Raw genomic sequence first — 24,892 nt, 5'->3', positions numbered from 1 at the left:
CTGCTGTGACACCTCGCCGAGTGTGCTGCCGTCGAGCATGCTGCCCGTCGGAGGTGCGCCGCGTCGGGTGTGACGCCGTGTAAGGCGTGTGGTCCGGGAGAGTGCGCCGTTCCCGGACAGGGCGGCTCCGGAGCCAAAGGCCTACCGGGGCCGCCCCTTCGCCACGCCCTGCGATCAGACCCTCAGACGGGCCAGGACGGCCCGGGCGGCCCTGGCCACCGCCGCCCGGGTCTCGTCGGTGTGGTCCGATGTCTCGAAACCGTGGTGGGCGTGCGGCACGTCGACCAGGTCGACCTCCGCGCCCGCCCTCCCGGCGGCCACGAGGAACGCGTCGACGGTCGCCTGGAAGACGGGGTGCTCCAGGCCCGCCCGGGTCAGGACGACCGGCGGGCTCGAGGCCCCCACCGCGTCCACCGGACGGAACCGCTCCGGCACGGCGCGCCAGTCCGGCGGCGCCGCGAGCAGCGGATAGGTCAGCGCCACGCACCGCAGCCACGGCGGAGGAGCCGCCAGCCAGTCCGCCGCGAGCAGACCGCCGGCGGACAGGAACCACAGGGCGATCCGCTCGCCGTCGACGCGGGGGTCCGCCCGGACCAGCTCCACCGCCGCGGCGACGTCCTCGGCCGCGTTCGGATAGGCGTCGAGCCCGTACAGCCGGTGGTCCAGGGTCGCACCGACCGCGCCCAGGCCCGCCAGGTACGCCCCGTACCCGAGGAAGGTCGGTGAGTCGCGCGGCGTGGGCCGTCGGTCCGGCGAGACCGGTCCGCCGTGGACGAACAGGACGGCGGGCCACGGCCCTTCGGCCTCGGGGAGGTGCAGGTCGACCGTTCCCCGGCGCTCGCGCGGTCGCTCCGCCACGTCCAGCAGGAACGTCTCCGTTCGGGCGGACGGCGGGCCGTCCGGGACGGTCAGCCGACGCCCCTCGTCGGCCGCGGCCCGCAGCAGCACCTCGGCCAGCGGGCCCGGTGCGGAGAGCATCGGCCAGTGGCCGGTGTCGAGTTCGAAGAACCCGACCCGCGGACCGGCGAGCACGCGGAACTCGGGCGGACCCGAAGCGAGCAGCATCTCGACCATCGCGATCCCGGAACCGTTCGCCGTGCACAGCACACCCGTCACCGGCCGGTCGAAGGGGTTACCCCTGAGCCGCAAGGGCTGGGTGAGGGTCCGCAACGGCTGCGGCACGGCCATCCGGTCGAGCCGCGCCAGGTCCGCGGCCGACAGGCCCGCCGTGCTGCCCCAACGCGCCCACTCCCCGCCCGAGGGCGCCGGCACCGACCCGCTGGCCCCGCCGGCCCCGCCGGCGCGTTCGGCGACGGAGGCGTCGGGCACGAGCGCGAGGGGCGTGTCGCCGTCCCCCGGCATTCCGGCGTCCAGGTACACCACCCGCGCGCACCGCTCCGGCCGCCGGTCGGCGGCGCCGAGCACCGGATGGATCCCGTAGTCGTGCCCGACGAGCACGACCTCCTCGTCGGCCCCGATCCCGTCGATCACCCCCACGACGTCCTCGACGTGCCGTTCCAGATCGACGTCCGCGGCCGCGACCGCCGGCGACTCGCCCCCGTCAGCCATCCCGGAGAGCGTCACCCCGTACGCCTCGGCCCCGGTCTCCCGCAGCCGCGTCACCACCTCCCGCCACACCCACCCGCCGGTGAACGGCCCGGACACCAAAACGAAAACCGCCATCCCGCTCTCTCCTCGTCTCGCGACGCCCTCGTCCGTACGGGCGGCACGGTAGGAACTCCCCCTGGGGGAGGTTCAAGCGCCGGTGACGCGCGGCCCGGCGACCGGCCCCGACCTCAACCGACGCGAGGAGAACGGTGACCGGGATGCGAGAGTGGGGGCGACGCGAAGGAAGGCCGGAGAGGAGGGCGGCGGCGTGGGAACGGACACGGTAACGACGACGGGCGCTGCGGGGACCGCCGGTTCCGTGCCGCGGGAGGCGCCGCGCGCCGCCGCGGTACGGCTGGTCCCGGTCGACCGGGCGCTGCGTCCTGGGGCGGGCAACGAGGAGGTCCGTACCGCGGACCCGCGGGACGCGGCCGCCGTGGAGCCGGCGCCGGCGGGCGCCGACGCCGTGCCCCACCACCCGGGCGGCCCGCCGGACGAGGCGCCGCACCCCGAGCTGCTCGACACCGACGTGCCGGGCACGCACCACGTCCCGGAGGCGACCGGACGCACGGTCGTGTCGACGAACACCCGCCGCTTCGGGGAGCTCCCCGGTCCCGCCGTCGTCGACCGCGCCCCGGTCGACGACGCCGAGCCCGACGCCGGCATCCCGGGCGCGGACCCGGCGGTGGCCCAGGACGGTCCGTACGCCCGGCCGGAGTTCCCCCTTCCGCAGCTCCCGCAGCCCCCGGCCGGACCGTGACCGTGACCGAGGACGACGGCCGATGGAGCATCGGCGAACTCGCCGAGCGGGCCGGAGTGACCGTCAAGACCGTCCGCTTCTACTCCGACCGGGGGCTGCTGCCCGAGGCCGCCCGCAGCGGCGGCGGACACCGCCGGTACGGCCCCGGGGCCCTGGAGCGGCTCCGGCTCATCCGCTCGCTGCGCGCGCTCGACCTCCCCGTGTCGGACGTCGGCCGGATCCTCGACGAGGACGACGCCCTGGAGGACGTCGTCGCCCGCCGGCTGGGCGAGGTGAGCGGCCGGCTGACCACGCTGCGCTGGCGGGAGGCGTCGCTGCGCCTGCTGCGCGACTGCACGCCGGAGGAGCGGGTCGAGCGGCTGCGGCTGCTCGGCGACGTCTCGCTGCCGCCCGACACGACGGCACTCGCGCGTTTCTGGCGGCGCACCCTCCCCGTACGCGTGCCGGCCGCCGTCGCCGCCACCGTCGTGGACGCTGCCGTTCCGCAGCCCCCGGCCGATCCGACGCCCGCTCAGGTGCTGGTCTTCGCACGGCTGCACGCCCTGGTCGCCGGGGCGGCCCCGCCCGTCGTGCACCTGGCGGACACGGACCACCGGCCGGGGGTGCTGTACGCCGGGCTGGGCGAGGCGTACGACCTGGCGGCGCCGGACCTGCGGGCGGGGCGGGCGCCCGCCCGCGGCGAGGCCCTGGACCGCTTCGTCGCCGCCTACGCGGACGCGCTCGGCGCCCGCGACAACCGGGCCTTCCGGCACAGGCTCGCCCGGCTGATGGTCGCGAGCGCGGACCCGCTGATCGGCCGCTACTGGCAGCTCGCCGGCCGGCTGGCGACCGAGCGGGACGGCCCCACCCCGGGGGCCGCCCACGGCTGGCTGTGCGCCGCCCTGAAGTCGGACTTCAGGGGGCCGCCGGGGATCGCGCCGGCTTCGGCGTGGACCTGGTGAACCCGCCGGGAAGCACGGCGGACGAGCACGATGAGGGTCGCCGGGGAAGCTCCGGACCACCGCCTCCTCCGCTGTCGTTCGTGGCACTCGCGTCGGGCTCACGGGCCCACCCGCCCGGGCTCACGCCGGTCGGGATCCGCCGCGCCGCTCGCCGGCGAAAGGGGCGGCCGCCACGAGCGTCGGCATCGCGACGGCCAGGCCCAGCGCCCACCCGAGCCCCGCGTGCAGCAGCAACAGCGCTCCGGCCAGGGCGCCCAGGAACAGGGTCAGGGCGGAGAGCAGCCGGCGCAGCGAGGGAGCGCCCCAGCGGTCCGCCGCCAGACCCGTGAGCGTACGGGTGAGGACGGTGGTCGTGAGGTCGGGGACCGCCAGCCGGTGCACGACGGCGTTCTGCAGACCCATGGCGCCGCCCATCAGGACGAGCACGGGGTAGCGGCTCGCACCGGTCTGCTGGGCGACGAGCGCGGCCGCGAGCAGGATCGTCTGCAGCCCGACCAGCGGACGGAACGGCACGGCCCGCGCTCCCCGCCGCCAGCGCCCGCCCGCCGCCGCACCGAGGAGAAAGGCGCTCAGCGCGGTGAGCGAGGCCGTCGCCGACAGTCCGGCCGCGCCGGCCAGCGCGAAGCCGCAGAAGACCACGTTGCCCGTCATGTTGGCCACGAACACATGCCCGAGACCGAGGAAACTGGCCGCGTCGACCAACCCGCTCGTGAAGGTCAGGACGATCAGCAGCCCCGGGAGCGCACCGAAATGCCCGGTGTCCGGAAACAGCCGCCACGCCCGCGTCCCCGGGGGCCGGTACCCGCCCCCGCTCACCGGCGGTCACCCCCGGGCGCCCCGCATCCACCACGCCGCCGTCCTCCGTCCGTCATGGCCCCAGTGGATCAGGGCCACGGAGCCCCCGCGACCGGACGGCCGAACCGTCGCAACGGTCGCCGAAGCTTCCTGTCGTGTCTGTCGGAACCGGCCGGCTGATCCGAAGGACAGGACCTACCGGTCCGCCGGCTCGCGGAGGCGGGCGAGTTCCGCGTCCGCTCGGCGGACGCCCTCCTGGTAGCCGTGGGCCAGGCCCAGTTCGCGGGCCCGGACGAGTGCCGCTTCCGCGTCGGTCGGGCGGCCCAGGTCGAGCAGCGCCGCGCCGACCGTGGTGTGGAGCATGCTGTGCCGGATGCCGACCAGGCCGTTGACGATGTCGCCGTCGAGGCCGAGTCCCTCGCGGGCGCAGGCGAGGGCCGCGGACGGGTCGCCCGACGAGAGGAGTTGGCGGGAGCGGTGCTCCAGGGCCAGGACCTCCGTCATCACGTCACCCGTGCCGCGTACGAGCGCGACGGCACGCGCCGTGTGGTCGAGCGACTCGGGGGTCACCCCGGTCCGGTCGAGCGCGACGGCGAGGTTGACCAGGGCGGTCGCCTCGCTGGACGGTTCGCCCGCGCGCGCCGCGAGCGGGGGCGCGAGCCGCAGGTGCACCAGGGCCTCGGCGAGCCGGCCGTCCTGGGTGAGCAGCCAGCCGAGCAGCGCCCTGGCCCGTGACTCGGCGTCCGGGTCGCCGACCCGGGCGGCCGAGTCGACGGCGTCCTCCAGCAGCGGCACCCATCCGTCGTGGCTGTTCCACAGGATGTACGGCCACTGGAGGATGCCGAGCCGCCAGGCCCGGTCGTGGTGTCCGGCGGCCCGCGCGGCGGCGACGGCCGCGGCGAGGTTGTCCCGTTCCGAGGCGTACCAGAGCAGCGCGGCGTCCCGGCCCGCGAAGGACGGGGTGGTACGCGGCACCCGGGACTGCGGCGGCGCCACGCAGCACGGTTGGTCGTCGGGCTCGGCGGCCCGTGCGGCCGCCATGGCCGTCAGCGTGTAGTGGTCGAGGAGCCGCAGCAGGGCGTCCTCGTCGGGGTCGAGACTGCGGGCGTAGAGCCGTACGAGATCGTGCAGCGAGTGCCGGCCCGGCGCCCACTCCGTGAGCAGATGGGCGTCGCAGAGCCGGTCGAGGGCCTCGGCGGCGACCGCGGGCGCCCGGTCGAGCAGCGCGGCGGCCGCCTGGCGGTCGAGATCGGTGACCGCGACCACCCCCAGCTGCCGGAACAGCCGGCCCGCCTCCTCCGGCAGCCCCTGCACGGTCAGCCGCAGCGCCGCGGGCACGTCCGCCCCGTCGGCGCCGTCCACCGAGAGCAGGGCCAGCCGGCGCTGCTCGTCGGCGAGTTCCGCGGCCAGGTCCGCGAGCCGCCACCCCGGCCGCGCGGCCAGCTGCGCGGCGGTGACCCGCAGCGCGAGCGGCAGGCCGTCGCACAGCTCGGCGAGCCGGCGGGCGGCTTCCGGTTCGGCGGCGACGCGCTCGGCGCCGACCGCCGCCGCGAGCAGCGCGGCCGACTCCTCGGGCCCGAGGACGCCGAGGGGCACCGGCCGTGCGAGCTCGCTGACGACCAGCCCGCCGAGCCGCAGCCGCGAGGTCACCACGGTCGCGCTCCGCGCTCCGGCGGGCAGCAGCGGCCGGGCGCGGTCGGCACTGCGCACGTTGTCCAGGACGACCAGCAGGGCCCGGTCCTCGGTGAGGGAGCGGTACAGGGCGGCGGCGGCCGTCGCCGACTCCGGCACCTGCCGCGGCGGCACACCGAGCGCCGGCAGGAACTCCCGCAGCACATCGGCCGCGTCGAGGCCGTCGTCGGCACTGAAGCCCCGCAGGTCCGCGTACAGCACCCCGTCCGGGAAGTCCCCGGCCCGTCGATGCGCCCAGTGCAACGCGAGCGCGGTCTTCCCCACCCCGGCGGGCCCGGTGACCAGCGCCACCCGTGCGGTGTCCACGGCGGCGTCGAGCGCGTCGAGCTCCCGCGCCCGGCCGAGGAAGCCGCGGGGAGTGCGGGGGAGGAGGTCGGGGACGGGGAAGGCCGTGGGCGCGGAGGCGGCCGCGGAGCCCGCGGGCGGCGGGCTGGTCGCCGGGGCTCCCCAGGCGTCGGCGGGGGGTCCGGCCTCGGCCGCGGGGGCGGAGGGCGAGGAGGAGAGGGGGAAGGGACCGCCCGCGGCCGCGACGCCGTTCGGGAGGGCGTCGCCGGGGTGGGAACCGGCGGGCACACGGCCGGTGGTGACGGCGCCTCCGGGCTGGGACCCGCCCCAGGCGGGCGCGCCGGCCGAGGCGTGGCCACCCTCGTACGGGAGCCCGCCGACCGACGCCGGGGAGTCGCCCCGGCCGAGGCCGGCGCCCTGGGCGTCGGAGCCGCCTCGGGCGGGGGAGCGGGAGGGCTCGTGGGCGCCGCCGTGGGCGGGTGCACCGCCGTGCGCCGGGTCGTATCCGTGGATGGGCGTGCCGCTCGGACCGTGGGCGCCGCCGTGCGCGGGGGCGCCGCCCGGACCGTGCCCGCCGCCGTGCCCGAGGGTGCCGCCCGGGCCGAGCGGGTCGGCCGGGCCCGGGGAGCTCTGCGGACCTGCCGCGCTCGCGGGACCCATGTGGCCCATGTGGCCCATGTGGCCCATGACGTCCGGCGCCCCGGCAGGACCCGGCCCGCCCGGGCCGCGCCCGGCGTCCTGGTGGCCGGGGGCGCCGCCCGGCAGGTGGCGGGCGGCGTCGGGACCGGGCGCTGCGCCCGGCGCCGACCGGCCCGAGGGCCCGGGTTCGGCGCTGCCGGGCCACGGCACGGCCTGGCCGGACGACGGCAGCCCGCGCAGCACCGCCTCGTACGCGGCGCGCAGCGCGGGACCGGGGTCGACGCCCAGTTCGTCGGCGAGTTGGGTGCGGGTGCGGTGGTAGCAGTCCAGGGCGTCGGACTGGTGGCCGGCCCGGTACAGGGACAGGATCAGCGTGGCCGCGAGGGACTCGCGGAGGGGGTTCGCGGCGGCCTCCGCGCGCAGGATGGCCGCTGCCTTGGCGTGCTCCCCGAGGCGTCCGTAGGCCGCGGCCAGCTGTTCCACGGTGACGAGCCGTGTCTCCTCCAGGGCGCGGGCCGCGACGAGCAGGTACTCGCTCGCGACCGTGCCGGTGAGGGCGGGGCCCCGCCACAGGGCCAGGGCCTCGCGGAGCATGAGGACCGCGTCCCCCGGGTGCTTCTGGTGCCCGGCGAGCTGGACCAGCTCCTCGAAGCGGTGGGTGTCGAGGAGCTGGTCGGGCATGCGCAGCTCGTACGCCTGGGCGTGGGTGGCCAGCTCCACCCCGTAGTCCTCGGCCCCGCCCTGCTCGAACAGCGCCCGTAGCCGCGAGACGTGTCCCTGCACGACGGTCCGGGCGCGGGCGGGCGGGTCCTCCTCCCAGACCGTGTCGATCAGGCGGTCGACGGGAACCACGGCGTTCGCGCGCAGCAGCAGCGCCGCGAGTACGCTGCGCCGCTTGGCGGGGCCGAGCGGCAGCTCACCTGCCTCGGCCGCGATGGACACCGTCCCGAGCAGGCGGAACTCCACCCGGCCCTCCCTGTCACTCTGTTCTCTTCCGTGGGCCTACCAGTATCCCCACGTCCCGGCCCAGGGCCTTTGTCGGAACCCTCCAGACGTGGGATGAGGCCGGAACCGGCGGTCCCCGGCCGAAAGCGGAGGTGTCAGGCGTTGGGGTCGAACGGGATGCCGGCCGGCATGGAGCGGCTCAGGTGGGAGGAGAAGTCGGAGTCGCGGATCTTCAGCGTGGCCGAGCCGAAGTTCGCGCCCGTCAGCTTGTCGCGCAGGCCTGCCGGGTAGCCGTTCCAGCCGACGAGCCGAGGGTGGAACCAGCCGCCGGTGGAGTTCTCGATGCGGTCGTCGGTGGCGTTGGCGAAGCGGTAGCAGTGGGTGGAGATGCCGTCCTTGTGGTAGACGATCTTGGGGTGGGTGCCGTCGAAGCGTACGGCCGAGCGCGCGGCGATCTGGTAGCCGCTGTGCTGCGACACCGACACGTACTTGACCTCGTCGGCGTTGATCCACACGACCACGTGCTCCCAGTCGTGGGTGTGCCCGATGGCGAGGGGGCCGAGGGTGGCCTGGTCCTTCTCGTAATAGCCGGCGTACATGACGGCGCACCAGCCGTTGTTGCACTTCGAACGGGAGTAGCTGTTGGCGGCGGCGAGCTGGGCGGGGTCGTGGCACCGGCCGTTGACGTCGCCGCCGAGCTTGAGGCCGGGGTTGAGGGTGCCGTCGGCGCCTATGGCGGCGGTCATGTAGCAGCCGTCGGTGTCGAAGTCGTACACCGGGGCGAAGGTCTGGTCGAGGCCTTCGGCGTTCTGGGGGAGCGGCGGGAGCACGGCGGCGTGGGCGGTGGCCGGCACGCCGAGGACGAGGAGCAGGGCGCACAGCACGGTGGCGAACGCCGACCGCCGGGCCCTGGACGATGATTGCAGGGGCATGTCAACTCCTAGCGCGGTGAGGGGCGGCCCAGACCCTGGCAGCCGCGCCGACGGACCGTCAAGGCCGCCCACCTGAACGCCGACCGAACGCTCGCGCCGGCGGGTGCGTGCCGGACCGGTCGGGCGTGCGGCCCGTGCCCCGCCGGAGTGGCGCACGGAGCACGTCGTGGTCCGCCCGCACGAGCCCCGCCTGCCGGCCGGTGCCCGGTCACCCGCCTGCGGTGGCATCCCCAACCTGCGCAATCCGCAAGGGAGATGAGGCGCAGGACCTCCTGCTACGGTGGTGCGATGGCATCGGTCAAGCAGTTCCAGGTCACCTTCGACTGCAAGGAACCCGAGCGCGTCGCCCGCTTCTGGTGCGAGGTGCTGGGGTACGTCGTACCGCCCCCGCCGGAGGGGTACGCCACGTGGGCCGACTTCGACCGTTCGCTGCCGCCCGAGCGCCAGGGTGCGGCGTTCGCCTGCACGGACCCCACAGGCGTGGGCCCGCGTCTGTACTTCCAGCGCGTCCCCGAAGGCAGGGTCGTCAAGAACCGGGTGCATCTCGACGTACGGGTCGGCACCGGGCTGGTGGGCGAGGAGCGTCTCGCCGTTCTGGAGGCCGAGTGCGCACGGCTGGTCGCGCTCGGCGCGGTGTGCGTGCAAGTGCTGCGTGCCGACGGCGTCAACGAGTCCTGCATCCCGATGCAGGACGTGGAGGGCAACGAGTTCTGTCTCGACTGAGCCCCCTGCGGAACCGCCGGGGCGGCTCCGCGGGGCGGGCCTGACCGAAGGGGGAGGCCGGCCCCACCGCCTCTGTCTTTCGGCGGAGGTGCACCTCCGCCGTGAGGTGCACGGGCTCGCGGGCCATCGGCGTCGATACTGGTCGGCGTGGTACGCAATCCTCCGTTTTCCGCCTCCGTCCCTGCCCGGCCGTCCCGGGGGACGGCATCCGTGGCGCTGCGGCCCGTGGCGGAGACGGCCGGGGTCGCGTCCGCGGGCCTCGGGGTGTGGGGAGCGGTCGGGTACCTCGACTTCCTGACCCACCCGCTCGCGCAGCTGTTCGCCCTCGTCGTCGGGGTCGGGCTGTTTCCGTTGCGGCGTCGCCTTCCCGCGCCCGTGCTGCCGGTGCTCGCCGTGCTCACGGGGCTCGCGCCCTGTGTCGGGCCGGTGGCCGCCGCGACCGCCTACACCGTCGCCCGGCGGACGGTGTCCGTGCGGCGGCGGGCCCGGTTGCTCGGCGGGGCAGCCCTCCTCGTCGTGGGGTGCGCGACGCTGTCCGCGCCGCTGATCGGGCCGGGGGCCATGCCGTACGGGCTCGCGCTCGGGCTGGTGCTCACCGCGACCGCCGTGGTCGTGCCCGGGCTGGTCGGCACCTCGTACGGGCAGCAGCGACGGCTCGTGCGGGCGCTGCGCGAGCGCGGGGACGCGGCCGAGCGGGCCAGGCGGTTCGCCGACAGCGAGGCCCGCATGCACGAGCGGTCCCGTATCGCCGCCGAGATGCACGACCTCGTCGGACACCGGCTCAGTCTCATCTCGCTGCACGCCGGTGGACTGGAGCTCGCTCTGGAGGCCGCCGACCCCGAGCTGCGTGAGGAAGCCGTACTCGTGCGGCGCACCACCCGCGACGCCATGCGCGAGCTCCGCCAGGCCCTCGGCGTGCTCGGGCCGCTCGGGCGGGACACCGGGTCCGAGGCGCTCACCGACGCCACCGGCACCCGCGCCGACATCGAGACCCTGGTGGCCGAGTCGCGCGACGGAGGCATCGCCGTGGGCCTCGACTGGACCGGTCCCGACCTCGACGCCCGGCCGGCGCGGGTGCGCCGCGCCGTGCACCGGGTCGTCCGCGAGTCGCTGACCAACGTGCACCGTTACGCGCCCGACGCGCACGTCACCGTGAGCGTCACCCACCAGGACGGGAGCGTACGCGTCGCCGTGCGCAACGGCGCCCCGCCCGCCCCACCCGCCCCCCTGACCGGCATCGGCACGGGCCCCCTGACCGGCATCGGCACGGGCCGCGGGCTCACCGGGCTCCGGGAGCGGGTCGAACTCCTGGGCGGGGCCTTCGACGCCGCGCCGCTCCCGTCAGGCGGCTTCCGGGTCGACGCGAGCGTGCCGACCGAACCGGACGACTCCTCCGTCCCCGACCCGGTCCCCGCGCCCGCGCGGTGGGCTCCCGGCGCACCGTCGGGTGGTCCCGGCGAGGACGGTGACGCGGGGCGCCCCGGGCTTCCCCCGGAGCGCCTCACCGCGCACCGGCTCACGCTCGCCCTGGGGCTCGGGGCGTTGAGCGTGCTCATGGTCCTCGGCGTCGCCTTCGTGTACGCGAGCGCGCCGCACCGGGACGCCGGTCCGCGCCCGTTGCCCCGGGTCGGCATGACCTACGACGAGGTGTCGGCCGCCGGCGTCCTGGACAACGCGGCCGTCCGCGCCGCCGCCACCGGGCACGAGCCCCCTCGCCCCACCGGGACGGCCGGCTGCGTCTACCCGTTCGCCGGAGCCACCGAGTCCCGTCCCGGGGCCCTCACCGTCGCCCGCTACTGCTTCGACGCCTCGCAGCGCCTCATCGCCATCGACCGCTTCACCGTCCCGTCGGTCCGGGACGCCTCACCCTGGGAGACCCCGTGACCGGAACCGACCGGCCGCCCGTCCGTGTCCTGCTCGCCGACGACGAGACGATGATCCGGCACGGTGTGCGCCTGATCCTCCGGCACGCCGAGGGCATCGATGTCGTCGCCGAGGCCGCGGACGGACGGCAGGCCGTCGAACTGGCCGCCGCCCACCACCCCGACGTGGTGCTGCTCGACATCCGGATGCCGGTGTGCGACGGGCTCGCCGCGATCGCCCCGCTGCTCGCGCTCGACCCCGCGCCGCGCGTGGTGATGCTGACGACCTTCGGCGAGGACGAGAACGTCGTACGGGCGCTGCGCGCGGGCGCCGCCGGGTTCCTCCTGAAGGACGACGGGCCGCAGGAGCTGATCAGCGCGGTACGGGCGGCCGCCGCCGGCGACGCCGTGCTCTCGCCGGGCGTCACCGGGACGGTCGTCGCACGGATGCTGCGCGCCCACGACCCGCTGGACCAGGGCGGCCCGGCCGCGGACGAGCGGATCGCCCGCCTCACCGCGCGCGAGCGGGAGGTCCTGGCGATGCTCGGCCAAGGCCTGTCCAACCAGGACGTCGCCGACCGGCTCGGCATCGGCACGGGCACGGTGAAGACCCACGTGGGCGCCATCCTGGACAAGACCGGCTCGACCAGCCGCGTGCAGGCCGCCCTCCTGGCCCACCGCACCGGCCTGGCATCCTGACGGGTCCCCGGCCGGGGCGACCCGCGGCCGGGCGGACACGGAGGACCGAACGCCATCCCTCCGCCCTTCGGCGGAGAGCACCCCGCCCCCACCGGTCATCCGGCAGAGGAGCCCTCTTCCCCACCGGACTTTCGACAGAGGCCAAGTCCCGCCTCCAGCACGACCTTTTCGCAGATCAGGGCCGTGAGGATGAATCCGTCCCCGGCCCTCGGAGCTCCTCCCGGGCCGTCGCACGCCAGGCGGAGTTGCCATGTCACAGTCCTTCCCTTCCTCCCGCACCGCCCTCGTGGCGCCGGCCGCCGCACGCGCGACCGGTCTGACCAAGACCTACGGCAGGGGCGAGACCCGCGTCACCGCGCTCGACCGGGTCTCCGTGGAGTTCGCCCGGGGGCGGTTCACCGCCGTCATGGGCCCCTCCGGGTCCGGCAAGTCCACGCTGATGCACTGCATGGCCGGCCTGGACCCGGTGAGCTCCGGCTCGGCCCGGATCGGCGACGTCGAACTGTCCGGGCTGGCCGACCGCGAACTCACCCGGTTGCGCCGGGAGAAGGTCGGCTTCGTGTTCCAGGGGTTCAACCTGCTGCCGACCCTCACCGCGCTCGAGAACATCACGCTGCCCCTGCGGCTGGCCGGGCGGCGGCCGGACACCGCGTGGCTGGACGCCGTCGTCGCCACCGTCGGGCTCGCGGGGCGGCTCGCGCACCGGCCCGCCCAGCTCTCCGGAGGTCAGCAGCAGCGGGTCGCCGTGGCCCGGGCCCTCGTCTCCCGACCCGAGATCGTCTTCGCCGACGAGCCCACCGGCAACCTCGACTCCCGTTCCGGCGCCGAGGTGCTCGGCTTCCTCCGGGAATCGGTGCGCGAACTCGGCCAGACCGTGGTCATGGTCACCCACGACCCCGCGGCCGCCGCCCACGCCGACCGCGTCGTGTTCCTCGCCGACGGACGCCTGGTGGACGAACTCCACGAGCCGAGCTCCGGGGCCGTCCTGGACCGGATGCTCGCCTTCGAGGCCCGCGGCCGTACGTCCTGAGGCCGGTCACCGCCCGCCTCGCGTCCCTCTTCCGCTCCTCCGTCGAAAGCACACCATGCTGCGAACAGCCCTGCGCAACGTCCTCGCGCACAAGGCCCGACTGATCATGACCGTCCTCGCGGTCGCCCTCGGCGTCGCGTTCGTCTCCGGCTCGCTCGTCTTCGCCGACACCACCACGGCCGCCTACCGCGCCTCCTTCGCGAAGAGCTATGCCGGCGTCGCGGTCACCGTCGAACCCACGTACGCCCCGGGCGCCCCCGCCGACCGGCGCGCCCCCGCCCTCGACGACGCGCTCGTGGCCCGGCTGGCCGCCGTGCCCGGGGTGGCCGCCGCCCGGCCGACGGTGGACGGCTCGGTCACGCTCGCCGCGAAGGACGGCTCACCGATGCGCGCCGACGACGCGATGGGCCGACTGGCCACCGCGTACGTCCCCGGGGCCGACGGCACGGACGCGCGCCACCCGCTGACCGCCGGGCGTGCCCCGCGCACGGCCGGGGAGGTGGCGCTGGAGCGGGGCACGGCCGCGGCCGGCGGGTACGGCCTCGGTGACACCGTCGTCCTGGCCGTCGACGGGCCGGTGCTGCGGATGAGGCTGGTGGGCCTCGTCTCGACCGACGACACCCGGGTCACCTCCGGCGGCACCCTCGCCCTCTTCGACCGGGCCACCGCGCAGAAGCTGTTCGCCGCCCCCGGTCGCTACACCGGGATCGACCTGTCCGCCACGCCCGGCACCGACGCGTTCGCACTCGCCCGGCGGGTCGAGGCGTTGTTGCCGGCCGGCCGGGCCGAGGCCTCCACGGCCGCCGCGAAGGCCGCCCAGCAGGCGGTCTTCATCGACACCAGAACCGCGAGCTACTCCCGGCTGCCGCAGATCTTCGCCGTGGTGTCGCTCTTCATCGGCTCGTTCCTCATCGTCAACACGTTCACCATGCTCGTCACGCGCCGCTCCCGGGAGATCGCGCTGCTGCGCGCGATCGGTGCCACCCGCCGCCAGGTCGTCGGCTCCGTGCTCGCCGAGGCCGCGCTCGTCGGACTCCTCGCGTCCGCCGCCGGATTCGCCCTGGGGCTCGGGGTCGCCTCCGTCCTGCCCGGACTTCTCGGCACCGCGGACGACCCCGTGCCGCGAGGACCGCTCGTCGTCGGCCCCGGCCCCGTGCTCGCCTCCCTCGTCGTCGGGGTGGGCGTCACCGTCCTCGCCGCGTGGCTGCCCTCACGCCGTGCCGCCCGGATCGCTCCCGTCGAGGCGCTGCGCGCCGTCGAGCAGCACTCCGCGTCCGCTCCCGGGCCGTCCCGGCTCCGTGCCGCGGTCGGCACGGTCGCGCTGTTGCTCGGCGCCGGCCTGCTCGTCTCCCTGAGCGACGCCGAAGACGCCTCGGACGCGAACCTGCAGACGGCGATGGCCGGTTGCGGCGTCCTCGTGACGGGTCTGATCGTGCTCGCGCCGCTTCTCGCGCGTCCGGTGATCCGGCTCATCGGCCGGCTCACCGCCCGCCTCGGCGTCGTGGGCGACCTGGCCAGGGACAACGCGCTGCGCGATCCGCGCCGTACCGCCGCCACGGCCATGGCCCTGATGGTCAGCACCGCGCTCGTCTCCGGACTGGCCGCCGTCGACCACTCCGCAGGCCGTGCCCTGGACTCCCAGGCGGCCGCGGGACTCGGCGCGGACTACGTCATCGGTACGCGCGGCACCAGCACGACCGCCGTCGACGCGGCCGCCGTCCGACGGGTGGCCGAGCTGCCCGGTGTCGCGACCGTCTCCGCCGTCGCCGACTCCACGTTCTCCGCCGGCGGCTCCGTCCGGCAGGTGTCCGGCGTGGACCCGAAGACCGTGCGGGACGTCATGAGACTCCACTTCACGGCGGGGTCCGTCCAGGACATCGGCCCGGGCCGGATCGCCGTCTCCGGCAGCTTCGCCCGCGAACAGCGGGTCGGTGTCGGGAGCCGGATCGAAGCCGGCATCGGCCCCGGCACCGGGGCGGGCCCCGCCCCCGGCTCTCCGCGGGAGGCCCGTCAGCCGTCCTTCACCGTCGTCGGGATCTACGAGGACAACCCCACCGCCCAGGACGTCCTCGCCCTCCGCGGTGACGTCCAGCGGTACGGCTTCCTGCCCGGCTCCGTGCAGCGGGTCCTCGTGACGGTCACCGGGACCGGCGGCGCCGCGCCCGATCTGGAGAAGAGGCTCCGCGGGGCCGTCGACCACAGTCCCCTGCTGACGGTGCGGAGCCGCGCCCAGCTGGTCCGGGAGCAGGCGGGCGTCGCCGGTGATCTGATCACGCTGGTCGTCGGGCTGCTCGCCATCGGTGTGGCCATCTCCGCGCTCGGGATGGTCAACACCCTCGCCCTGTCCGTCGCCGAACGCACCCGCGAGATCGGTGTGCTGCGGGCACTCGGCCTGGACCGCTCCGGCGTGCGGCGCATGATCCGGCTCGAATCGCTCACGGTCGCCGCGTACGGCACGCTGCTCGGTCTGGTCTGCGGCCTGTTCGCGGCGTGGCGGGTGAGCGGGCTCGCGAACGGGGCCATTCCCCAGTACGCGTTCTCGCCGCCGTGGGGCACCGTCGCCCTGGTCGTCGTCCTCTCGCTCGCAGCAGGCGTCGCGGCGGCCGCGCTGCCCGCCCGCCGGGCCGCCGCGCTCGGACCGCTGCGCGCGGTCGCCGACGCCTGACACGGTCCGGGCGGGGCGCGGTCCGGGGGCGGGGCGCGCGAGGGGCGCGCGGGCCGTCAAGGAAGAGGGCGGCTTCGCCGGATCGTGTGGGACGTGCCGGAAGATCGCGGAACCCGGCGCAGGACACGGCAGGATCGGTGGGGCCGGGGTCGACGACCGACGGGAGCCGTGGGGGCTTCCGGACCCCGGCTCTGAGCGTCGTACGCCGACATCGCCGCTCACCGCCGCCCCCGGACGAGGCTCCGCTCCGGGGGCGTTGGCGTAGGCGGGCCGTCGCCGGTTCGCGGCGGACGCCGGCTTCCCCGGCGTACAGCTCCTCCACGAGCCGCGCGCCCGTGTCGGCTCGGTAAGGGGCGCCGGGGAGCGGCCCGAGCGTCCAGGTATCGAGTCGGACCAGGCTGTCTGACGATTCGTCAGTAGTGGCGGAAATCCTACCTGGACACCCCTACCGGCCGGTTCTACTCTCAAGTCACTTCGCGCGCACCCCCCGCCCCGGGCACCGGACCCCCGCATCGGCACCGCGCAACCGCACGCGCACCAGTTCCGAGTACGCGCTCCGTCCGCTCCGCAGCACGCATCCGCACCTCCTCGCTCCCCACACTCCGACACCGAGGAGATCCCCATGTCCAAGCTGCTCGTCTCCGCGACCGGCCTCGCCGCCGCCGCTGCCCTCACCCTCGGCGCCACGGGCCCCCAGGCCGCGGCGTCGACCACGCTGCAGCCGGCCGGCCACTCCTTCTCCGCCCAGCTCACCGGGAAGGCCACCTTCGTCGCCGGTTCCACGACCATGACCTGCACCGTCTCCGCCTCCGTGCCGACGACCGGCGCCAACAACCAGGTCCCCGCGGCCCCCGCGAACCACAACGCCGCCGGCCCGGTCTCCGCCCCGGTCAACCCGCCCAGCTTCAGCGGCTGTACCACCAGCATCGTCGGCGTGAGCGTCACCGTCACGGCCAACTCCACCAACGGCGCCTGGACCCTCACCGCCCAGAACGGCGCCCCCGCCACCGGCGGATTCACCATCCCGAAGGGCGGCGTCGTCCTGAAGACCAGCGGCTTCGCCTCCTGCACCATCACCGCCTCGCCCACCGGCCCCACCGCCGTCAACGGCACCTGGACCAACGGCGCCCCGTCCACCCTCGCGATCTCGGGCGCCCCCGTCCCGGCCACCGTCACGGGCGGCTTCCTCTGCCCGACGGGCAACCAGTCGGCCACCTTCAGCGCCACCTACCGCATCTCCGACACGACCGACCCGGCGCAGTCGGTCACCGTGACGGGCTGAGCGGATCCCCACGGCCGGCCCGCCGCCCCGCCGGTGGGCCGGCCGACGGCGGACGCCGACGCCTCAGGCCGTGGCCGCGACCAGCCCCGTGGTCTCCAGGGGAAGCTCCACGACCCGTTCGAGGGCGAGACCCGAACGCCTGAGCAGGGCCTTGTAGGCGTCCAGGGAGCGCTCCCGGCCGCCCTCCACCACCAGCAGGTGCAGGTCCCACAGGGCGGCCAGCGTTCCGGTGCCGTCGTCGGTGGGCATCCGGTCCATGACGAACAGCCTCGCGTCCGGCGTGAGTTCGTCCCGCACCCGGCCGAGCAGGCGTACGCAGTGCTCGTCGTCCCAGCGGCCGAGCACCCGTGACAGCAGGTACACGTCGCCGCCCGCCGGCAAGGGGGCGGCGAACATGTCCTGGCCGCGCAGCTCCACCCGGTCGAGGCCGACGGAGGCGGCCAGATGGTCACGGGCCGGCGGCAGGGTGTGCGGCAGGTCGACGAGCACCCCGCGGGCGTCCGGGGCGGCCGTGAGGACGGTGGCGAGCAGCCGCCCGTTGCCGCCTCCGACGTCCACCACCCGCTGCCGCCCGGACAGGCCGAGGGCGGCCGGCACCGCGTCGAAGGCGGCGTTCCCGGCCTCTCCTATGGCCCGCTGGAAACGCCCCGCCGCCTCCTCGTCGTCGGCCAGGTACGCGAGCAGCGGCTCGCCGTGGGCCAGATCGAAGCCGGGGGTGCCGCTGGTCAGGGACTCGGCGGCGTGGCCCCACGCCCGATAGAACTCCTCGCCGTACAGCAGGCACGTGTCGCGCAGCGAGCCCGGCCGGTCCCGGAGCAGTTCGCCGACCGGGGTGGTGCGCCAGCCGCCCTCGCCGTCCGTCTCGAAGACGCCCAGCAGCACGAGGAGGCGCAGCAGGCGGTGGACGACGTCCTCGTCCACGCCGGTGGCCGCGGCGAGCCGCGCGGCGTCGCGGTGGCCGGCGGCCACCAGGTCCGGCAGCCGGAGCCGGGCGGCGACGTGGACGGCCTGGGTGCGCCAGGCGCCGGTGACGAGCTCGATCGCGGCCCGGAGGGCCTGCGGGTCGTCGGTCATGGCAGGGTCTCCTTCTCGATGTGCGATGTGCGATGTGCGGTGTGCCGGTGCCCATGGGCTCGGATGACCCGATCGGCGACGGTGCGAGGCGCGCGGCCCCGGGCCCCAGGGCTTCCTCTCGCCAGGCAAGGGGTCGGGATCACGGCTGGAGGCGGCAGATCCGCCAGCCGTCGGGGCCGCGTTCGTAGCGCAGTCGCTCGTGCAGCCGGCCGGTGCCGTCGGCCCAGAACTCCATCTCGTACGGGACGAGTTCGAGGGCGATGTACGCGGCGGGGCGCGGCTGGCGCCCGGTGGTGGCGAGCCGCTCGGCGCGGGCACGCAGCGCCGCCACCTCGTCGAGGCCGGTCAGCGGGGCGCTCTGCCGGGACGCCACGGTCATGGCGTGGGTGAAGACGGGCCGGGCCGCCCACAGGGCCTCCGCCGCCGTGTCGGGGAGCCGCCGCACCCGTCCGCTCACGCTGATCTGCCGACTGGTCTCCCGCCAGTAGAACAGCCCCGACGCCCAGGGGTTGGCGCGCAGTTCGCGTTCCTTGCGGCTGTCGTGATGGGTGGTGAAGACCAGGCCGGTGGCCCGGACCCGGATCACGGCGACGGTCCGGGTGGACGGCCGTGCCGCCAGGTCGGCGGTGGCGAGCGCCAGGGCCCGCGGCTCGCGGACGCCGGCCGCCTCCGCACCCGCCAGCCAGTCGCGCAGCAGCCCGATCGGATCGGCGGGCGGCGCCGCGTACTCGGGGAAGGGCAGCGCGACCGTGCCGGTCAGGGTCTCCGAACGGCGCTGCTCCGGCCCGGTTCCGGTGGGTTCACACATGGATCCTCCCATGGGCCACGGTGACGGCCTCGCCGCTCACCTCGACGGACACGACGTCCTCCCCGGACCCCTCGGCCCGGGCGAGCATCAGGGAACCGCGGCCCAGTTCGACCCCCTGCCGGATCCGTACCTCCCGGCCGTACGGCACCCGCCCGTGCCGGGCCAGATGCACGGCGAGCGGCCCGGCGGCCGAGCCCGTGGCGGCGTCCTCGACCACCCCGTAGGCGGGCGAGAACATCCGGTTGCGCCAGTGCGTCCCCGCCCCGGCGAAGCAGTTGACGGCCAGGTCCTCGAAGGCGGCGAGCGCCCGGTGGTCGGGCCGCAGCGCCGACAGGGCGGCGACGCCGCCGAAGCCCACGAAGACGTGCCGGGGCCCGTTGCGGTAGACCTCCACCGGCAGGGTGGACGCGGCCACGCCGAGCGCGGCGAGCAGGTCGGCGGCCCGGTCGAAGAGCCGCCAGCGGGGGACCGGCTGACGCATCCGGGCCGCGACGACCCGGCCCGCCCGCCGTTCCAGGGCGAAGGGGACGGGCCCCATCGCGGTCTCCAGGAGCAGCCGGTCGCGGCGGAGGTACGGGCCGAGCGCGACGGCCGTGCCGAGCAGGGGATGGCCGGCGAACGGCAGCTCGTTGACGGGCGTGAAGACCCGTACCCGGGCGTCCCCGCCGGCGCGCGGCGGCAGCACGAACGTCACCTCCGAGAGGTTCATCTCACCGGCGATCCGCTGCATCAGAACGGGCGTCAGGTCGGCGCAGTCGAAGAACACCGCCACCGGATTTCCCCGCAGGGGCTCCCGGGCGAAGGCGTCCACGACGACGTACGGACGCATGTGGACTCCTGTCATCGGCCGCGGGGGCCGCTGGGCTCCCGCAGCGCGTGTCGCGCGGCGCGGGCGAGGATGCCCGGGCCGTCGCCGGTCAGGACGGATTCGGGGTGGAACTGCAGGGTGGTGAAGTGCGGGCCGCGCAGGGCGTGCACCTCGCCGGTCCCCGGGTCCCGGCAGAGGTCCACCGGGCCCACCCCGGCGACCACGGTCCGGTCGGCGGAGCCGCGGGCCGCGAACGTGTTGTAGAAGCCGACCCGTTCGCGCCGGCCGAAGAGGTCGATCTCCCTCTGCACGCCCTGATGGGGCACGTCCTTGCGGACCAGCGGGAGCCCGAGCTCCAGACTGACGAGCTGATGGCTCAGGCACACCGCGAGGAACGGATGCCGGTGCGCGAGCAGCCGGCGCGCCACCGCCCGGACCGTGCCCATCCGCGGATGCCCGGACTCCGCCGGGTCGCCGGGCCCGGGGCCGAGGAGCACCAGGTCGTACGCCTCGGGCGCGAGTTCTCCGTCGTACCGACGGACCGTCACATCAAGTCCCAGTGCGGCGAGTTGGTGTCCGATCATGGCGGTGAAGGTGTCCTCGGCGTCGACCACGAGCACCGTGCGGCCGGCCAGCCCGGGCGACCCGGTGGTGCGTTCCGCGCCCAGCCAGAAGGCCGACAGGTCCGCGTTCCGCCGCTCCAGGGCGGCCCGCACCTCCGGGTGGGTGCCGTACGGGCCCGGTCCGTCGCCCTCCAGGGCGGCGAGCAGCCCGGCCGCCTTCGCCCGGGTCTCGGCCGCCTCCGCGTCCGGGTCCGAGTCGCGCACCACGGTGGCACCCACCCCGATCCGCACCCGGCCCGCCGCGTCGATCTCGGCGGTGCGGATGAGGATCGCGGAGTCCAGCGTGCGTCCGCCGCGCTCGTCCCGCCCGATCAGGGCCACGACCCCGCTGTAGTAGCCGCGGCCCGTCCCCTCGTGGCGGGCGATCACCCGGCAGGCGCTCTCCAGCGGAGAGCCGGTCACCGTCGGCGCGAACAGCGTCTCCCGCAGGACCTCCCGCACCTCGCGGTCCGTGCGCCCCTCGATCAGGTACTCGGTGTGCGCGAGCCGCGCCATCTCCTTCAGGTACGGCCCCACCACCCGGCCTCCGCCGGGGCAGATCCGCGCCATCATCTTGAGTTCCTCGTCGACGACCATCGACAGCTCGTCGCGCTCCTTCCGGTCGGACAGGAACGCCATCACTCCGGGCAGGCTCGGCCCCTCCGGCGGATGCCGGTACGTGCCGCTGATGGGGTTCATCACGGCCAGCCCGTCCCGCAGGCTGAGGTGCCGCTCCGGTGACGCGCCGACGAAGGTGGCCGCCCCGGTGTGCACCAGGAACGTCCAGTAGGCCCCCGACTCCTGCTCCAGCAGACGCCGGAAGAAGGCGAGCGCGGTGTCGGGGCCGTAGTCGCCGAGGTCCACGAGGAAGGTGCGGCGCAGGACGAAGTCGGCGCCCGCGCCCTCGCCGATGGCCTCCCGCACGACCCGGCCCACCATGCGCGCGTACGTCTCGTCGTCGAGGTCGAAGCGCCCGCCCCCGAGTACGGCCGCCGTGCGCGGCAGCCGGGCCAGCGCCTCTCGCACCGGCACCGTCGACTGGCCGGTGACCGTCATGGCGATCAGCGGTGCCCCGTCGTCGGCGCAGCGATAGCCGCGCTCGGTGATCTGCCGGTACGGCACGACCACCAGGGACTCGTGGTGCGCGCCCCGGCCGGCTGTCGGCGGCCCGGTCGGCAGCGGGATCCCGGCGAGCGAGGCGGGCAGCGACACCCGCCCGACGAGCACGTCGAGCACCTCGCCCGCGTGCGCCCCGCCCGCTCCGTCCGACGCGAGGGCTCCGGCCGCCTCGCCCGCCCCGCCCGCGCGGCGCAGCAGCGCGTAGGCGGCAGGCCGGGGTCCCGGGCCCAGGATCGCTTCCAGCGGCTCCGTCATGACAGGACCTCCTCGGTGGTGACGACCATGGCGCAGCGCTCGGCGGCGTAGCGCAGGGCCGCGTCGTGGTACTCCCTGGAGAAGTCGCCGACCGCGTCGGCGACGAGGAAGGCACGGATGTCGTGGGTGAACGCCTCGACGGCCGTCGCCAGGATCCCGACGTGCGCGTACACCCCGCACAGGAGGAGCTGGTCGCGGCCCGCCTCCCGCATCCGGGAGAGCAGCCCGGAGCGGAAGAAGGCGCTGTAGCGGCGCTTGACCAGGAGCCAGTCGCCGGCGGCCGGCGCGAGCTCCGGGGGAACGGCCCGGTCCTCGGGCGCCGCCCGCATGCCGAGCCCCCAGAAGTCCCGCAGCAGACCACGTTCCTGACGGGTCATCGAGCCGGGCTGGGCCGTGTAGGCGACGGGTATCGCCCACTCCGCGCACCGGTCGCGCAACCGGGCGGCGCGGCGGACCAGCTCCCCGCGCGCGGGTGCCGGGAAGGGGGCGAGGAAGTAGCGCTGCATGTCGTGGACGAGCAGTACGGCCCGCCCCGGATCGACCGTCCACCGGGCGGTGTTGACGGGCAGTTCGGCCGCCGACGGCAGCGGATAGGCGGGGATCGCCGGGATGCCGCTCACGACTCCTCCCTCCACGCCCGGACGACGTCGAGCGCCTGCCACGGATTGAGCCGTGGATCGCAGTGCGTCGTGTAGCGCTCGCCGACCGAGTCGAGCTCGTCGTGGTCCGAGGCGCACTCGGTCACCTCGTCCGGTGTGGTCTCCAGGTGCAGCCCGGCCGCCACGCCTCCGGCGCCCTCAACCGCCCGCCGGAACAGGGAGACTTCGCGCCGCACGGTCGGCACGACCCGGGTCTTGGTGCCGTCGGCCGCCTGCACGGTGTTGCCGTGCATCGGGTCGCACAGCCAGCTCACCGGGTGTCCCGCCGCCCTCGCCGCCGCGACCAGCGGCGGCAGGCGGTCGGCGACCAGTCCGACGCCCATCCGGGCGATGAGAGTGAGCCGCCCCGGCGTCCGCGCCGGGTCCAACCGCTCGCACAGCGAGAGCAGTTCGTCCCGGGAGAGGTCGGCGTCGACCTTGCAGGCGACCGGGTTGGCCACCCGGGCGAGCAGCGCCACATGGGCGCCGTCGACGGCGCGGGTGCGCTTCCCGATCCACGGCCAGTGGGTGGTGCCGAGATACAGCCGCCCCTCGTCGTCGCGGCGCAGCATCGGCACCTCGTAGTCGAGCAGCAGGGCCTCGTGACTCGTCCACACCGCGGGCTCGGGGGCGGGGGCGGTCGGGTGCCCGGGCCAGCCCAGGTGCCCCATGACGTCCCCGGCCGCGAGATAGCCGAGCAGGAGGCGCAGCGGGTCGGGCGTGCGGCTCTCCGCGTCCGGCTCGGGACCGTTCACCATGTGGCCCCGGTAGGAGGGGAGTTCACGGCCGTCCACCCGCTCGAACGGGGCGGACCGCGGCTTGGCGTACTGGCCGGCGATCCGGCCCACCCGCAGCACCGGCCGCCCGCCGGCCGCGCGCAGCGCCGCGGCCAGCAGGTCGAGCACGGCGACCCGGCGCCCCACGCTCCCCGCGGACCGTTCCTCCGGGTCCTCGGCGCAGTCGCCGGCCTGGACGACCAGCGCCCCGCCCTCGGCCACCCGGCCGAGCAGCAGCCCGAGCGCCCGCAGATCCTCGGACCGCACCAGCGCCGGCCGGCCCGCGAGGGCGGCCCGGACCCGCCGGGTGTGCCCCGGGTCGGGCCAGTCGGGCTGCTGCGCGGCGCCCCGCCCGCGCATCTCGCGGAGCAGGTCCTCCGCCGCGGTCGCGGTGTTCCGTGCCCGGACGGTCGTGTCGGTGGTCTCGCTCATGTCGGTATCCCCTCGCGTCGTACCGCGGGCACCGGGATCCCCAGGGCGCGCAGCTGCGCGAACGGGTTCATGAACTCGCGGTTGCGCACGATCCGTCCGTCGGTCAGTTCGAACGAGTGCAGGAAGTGGTTCTCGTAGAACCCCTCCGGATAGCCGGGGAAGCGGATCCGGCCGTGACCGTCGCACTCCACCCACACGTGGTTCGGGTCCTGCGTCTCGAAGACGCGGACGCCGTACCACTCCCAGTCGGGGAAGCAGCGCAGCGACCACACGGCGTGTTCGGCGAGCCGGTCCCGGCCGTGGATCTCGATCGGGGCGCCGGTGTCGTTGGTCCACAGGCCGCCGGTGCCGTCCTCGGTGAACAGCTCGTGCCTGCGGAGCCGGTCCTCGCCTCGGGTCGCCATGTACGTCTCGACGGTGCGGCGATTGCGGCGGCGCAGCGCGGCCGCGTCGGCGAACCCCTGCTGCGGTGCGGTGCCGGACATCTCGGGCCTCCAGTGGTGCGTGACGGGCGACGTCTTGCGTCCACCCTCCGCGTCCCGGCGACCCGGGCACCCGGGGCGCCCGGCCGGCCCGGACCCCGAGCGTGAGCGGGACCGGGAACCCGGTTTGGACCGGGACGCGAACGGGTCACCCGCCTCATGCGCCCGGCCCGCCGGGCGGAGGAGGGTGGCTCCTCACGGGCCGGCCACGGGCCCGGGGGCCGCGCCGGCCCACGCGCCGACAGGCGCGTCGTGACGCACCGCGGGACGTGCCCGGAGGGCGTCGCGGGACCGGCCGCGAACGGGAGGAGGCACCGTGGGACGACGCGGGTCAGTCGTGGTGGGGCGGGACCGTGCCGTCGGTGCCGAGGCCCGCGTTGCGCGCCCGGACGATGGCCTGCGCCCGGTCGTTGACCTGGAGCTTGCCGAAGATGTTGGTCACGTGGTTGCGGACCGTCTTGTCCGAGATGGTCAGCCGGCGGGCGATCTGCCGGTAGTCGAGGCCGCACGCGAGCAGGTCCAGGACCTCCAGCTCGCGCGGTGTCAGGTCGGGGAACACCTCCCGGCCCGGTGCGGCCGCGAGCGCCCCGAAGAACGACTGCAGCCGCTCGGCGATCCGTGGCCCGAAGACCGCGCCGCCGCCCGCCACGGTGCGGATCGCGCCGATGATCTCCTCGCGCCCCGCTCCCTTGACGAGATAGCCGCTGGCCCCCGCCCGTACGGCCGCGAGCAGGTTGTCGTCGTCCTCGGACATGCTCAGGACGAGCACCCGGGTCTCCGGCCGCGCGCTGAGCATCCGCCGGGTGACCTCGATGCCGGAGGCGTCCGGCAGTCCCAGGTCCAGCACCACCACCTGCGGCGCGGTCCGCGCGCTGAGCGCGACGGCGTCCTCGCCCGACGACGCCTCGCCCACCACCCGGAACCCGTCCTCCGGCAGCAGTGCGCCGCGCAGGCCGTCCAGGAACATCGGGTGGTCGTCCACCAGGAGCACCGTCACCGCCGACGCGGCCGGGCCCTGGGAGCCTTCATCCGTCATGTCG

The 24,892-nt window shown here is 75.6% G+C and carries 20 protein-coding genes; 8 read left to right on the top strand and 12 right to left on the bottom strand.

From position 1 onward, the window contains the following. Positions 1-174: 174 nt before the first annotated feature. On the bottom strand, positions 175-1,683 hold the full coding sequence (locus ACIRQF_RS04180; RefSeq protein ID WP_404088684.1) for an alpha/beta hydrolase: 1,509 nt from the start codon (positions 1,681-1,683) through the stop codon (positions 175-177). A gap of 193 nt (positions 1,684-1,876) precedes the next feature. Here ACIRQF_RS04180 and ACIRQF_RS04175 point away from each other — a divergent pair, with 193 nt between their 5' ends. Both ACIRQF_RS04175 and ACIRQF_RS04170 read left to right on the top strand, forming a co-directional pair. Next, positions 1,877-2,368: a hypothetical protein gene (locus tag ACIRQF_RS04175; RefSeq protein WP_404088681.1), complete on the top strand. Its 492-nt coding sequence runs from the start codon at positions 1,877-1,879 to the stop codon at positions 2,366-2,368. A 2-nt stretch (positions 2,369-2,370) separates the two neighbouring features. Next, on the top strand, positions 2,371-3,309 hold the full coding sequence (locus ACIRQF_RS04170; protein ID WP_389751478.1) for a MerR family transcriptional regulator: 939 nt from the start codon (positions 2,371-2,373) through the stop codon (positions 3,307-3,309). A gap of 120 nt (positions 3,310-3,429) precedes the next feature. Here the strand turns inward: ACIRQF_RS04170 and ACIRQF_RS04165 are convergent, their stop codons facing one another. The 3 genes from ACIRQF_RS04165 to ACIRQF_RS04155 form a co-directional block, all read right to left on the bottom strand. Beyond that, complete coding sequence (locus tag ACIRQF_RS04165) at positions 3,430-4,125, bottom strand: YoaK family protein (protein ID WP_404088678.1); 696 nt, start codon at positions 4,123-4,125, stop codon at positions 3,430-3,432. A gap of 174 nt (positions 4,126-4,299) precedes the next feature. Then, entirely contained in the window at positions 4,300-7,686 is a 3,387-nt protein-coding gene (locus ACIRQF_RS04160; RefSeq protein ID WP_404088675.1) for an AfsR/SARP family transcriptional regulator, read from the bottom strand. Positions 7,687-7,820: 134 nt separating this feature from the next. Further along, the gene (locus ACIRQF_RS04155; RefSeq protein ID WP_404088672.1) at positions 7,821-8,597 is read right to left on the bottom strand and encodes an NPP1 family protein; all 777 of its coding nucleotides are present in this window, start codon (positions 8,595-8,597) and stop codon (positions 7,821-7,823) included. A gap of 288 nt (positions 8,598-8,885) precedes the next feature. Between ACIRQF_RS04155 and ACIRQF_RS04150 the strand changes: the two genes are divergently transcribed. From ACIRQF_RS04150 to ACIRQF_RS04125, 6 genes are all read left to right on the top strand, one after another. Continuing rightward, complete coding sequence (locus tag ACIRQF_RS04150) at positions 8,886-9,320, top strand: VOC family protein (protein ID WP_376636791.1); 435 nt, start codon at positions 8,886-8,888, stop codon at positions 9,318-9,320. 216 nt (positions 9,321-9,536) lie between these two features. Further along, positions 9,537-11,204, top strand: a complete 1,668-nt coding sequence (locus ACIRQF_RS04145) for a sensor histidine kinase (protein WP_404089523.1) — start codon at positions 9,537-9,539, stop codon at positions 11,202-11,204. A gap of 50 nt (positions 11,205-11,254) precedes the next feature. Next, positions 11,255-11,881, top strand: coding sequence for a response regulator (locus tag ACIRQF_RS04140; protein ID WP_389751639.1), 627 nt, complete (start codon positions 11,255-11,257; stop codon positions 11,879-11,881). A gap of 250 nt (positions 11,882-12,131) precedes the next feature. Then, positions 12,132-12,911 carry an ABC transporter ATP-binding protein gene (locus ACIRQF_RS04135; protein WP_404088669.1) on the top strand — a complete coding sequence of 260 codons (780 nt, stop codon included), beginning with the start codon at positions 12,132-12,134 and terminating at the stop codon, positions 12,909-12,911. A gap of 55 nt (positions 12,912-12,966) precedes the next feature. Further along, positions 12,967-15,576, top strand: a complete 2,610-nt coding sequence (locus tag ACIRQF_RS04130) for an ABC transporter permease (protein WP_404088665.1) — start codon at positions 12,967-12,969, stop codon at positions 15,574-15,576. 622 nt (positions 15,577-16,198) lie between these two features. Then, positions 16,199-16,858 (top strand): hypothetical protein, encoded by a 660-nt coding sequence (locus ACIRQF_RS04125; protein ID WP_389751495.1) that lies wholly within the window; start codon positions 16,199-16,201, stop codon positions 16,856-16,858. 63 nt (positions 16,859-16,921) lie between these two features. Here the strand turns inward: ACIRQF_RS04125 and ACIRQF_RS04120 are convergent, their stop codons facing one another. The 8 genes from ACIRQF_RS04120 to ACIRQF_RS04085 all read right to left on the bottom strand — a co-directional run bounded on the left by ACIRQF_RS04120 (position 16,922) and on the right by ACIRQF_RS04085 (position 24,888). Then, a complete protein-coding gene (locus tag ACIRQF_RS04120) occupies positions 16,922-17,932 on the bottom strand; it encodes a methyltransferase (protein WP_404088661.1) in 1,011 nt (336 codons plus the stop codon). A gap of 139 nt (positions 17,933-18,071) precedes the next feature. After that, positions 18,072-18,740: a phenazine biosynthesis FMN-dependent oxidase PhzG gene (gene phzG, locus ACIRQF_RS04115; protein WP_404088658.1), complete on the bottom strand. Its 669-nt coding sequence runs from the start codon at positions 18,738-18,740 to the stop codon at positions 18,072-18,074. After that, on the bottom strand, positions 18,733-19,569 hold the full coding sequence (locus ACIRQF_RS04110) for a PhzF family phenazine biosynthesis protein (RefSeq protein ID WP_382482867.1): 837 nt from the start codon (positions 19,567-19,569) through the stop codon (positions 18,733-18,735). The genes phzG and ACIRQF_RS04110 overlap by 8 nt, the downstream gene beginning before the upstream one ends. 11 nt (positions 19,570-19,580) lie before the next feature. Beyond that, positions 19,581-21,524, bottom strand: a complete 1,944-nt coding sequence (locus ACIRQF_RS04105) for an anthranilate synthase family protein (protein ID WP_404088655.1) — start codon at positions 21,522-21,524, stop codon at positions 19,581-19,583. Beyond that, a complete protein-coding gene (locus tag ACIRQF_RS04100) occupies positions 21,521-22,144 on the bottom strand; it encodes an isochorismatase family protein (protein ID WP_404088652.1) in 624 nt (207 codons plus the stop codon). The genes ACIRQF_RS04105 and ACIRQF_RS04100 overlap by 4 nt, the downstream gene beginning before the upstream one ends. After that, entirely contained in the window at positions 22,141-23,370 is a 1,230-nt protein-coding gene (locus ACIRQF_RS04095) for a 3-deoxy-7-phosphoheptulonate synthase (protein ID WP_404088649.1), read from the bottom strand. The genes ACIRQF_RS04100 and ACIRQF_RS04095 overlap by 4 nt, the downstream gene beginning before the upstream one ends. Beyond that, positions 23,367-23,855, bottom strand: coding sequence for a PhzA/PhzB family protein (locus ACIRQF_RS04090; protein ID WP_382482874.1), 489 nt, complete (start codon positions 23,853-23,855; stop codon positions 23,367-23,369). The genes ACIRQF_RS04095 and ACIRQF_RS04090 overlap by 4 nt, the downstream gene beginning before the upstream one ends. 328 nt (positions 23,856-24,183) lie before the next feature. Further along, complete coding sequence (locus ACIRQF_RS04085; RefSeq protein WP_376636802.1) at positions 24,184-24,888, bottom strand: response regulator; 705 nt, start codon at positions 24,886-24,888, stop codon at positions 24,184-24,186. Positions 24,889-24,892 lie beyond the last annotated feature (4 nt).

This window comes from Streptomyces sp. NPDC101191, assembly GCF_044767915.1.
Lineage (GTDB): Bacteria > Actinomycetota > Actinomycetes > Streptomycetales > Streptomycetaceae > Streptomyces.
Note: the sequence above shows the minus strand (reverse complement) of the source record. Positions and strands in the feature narration are given on the sequence as shown.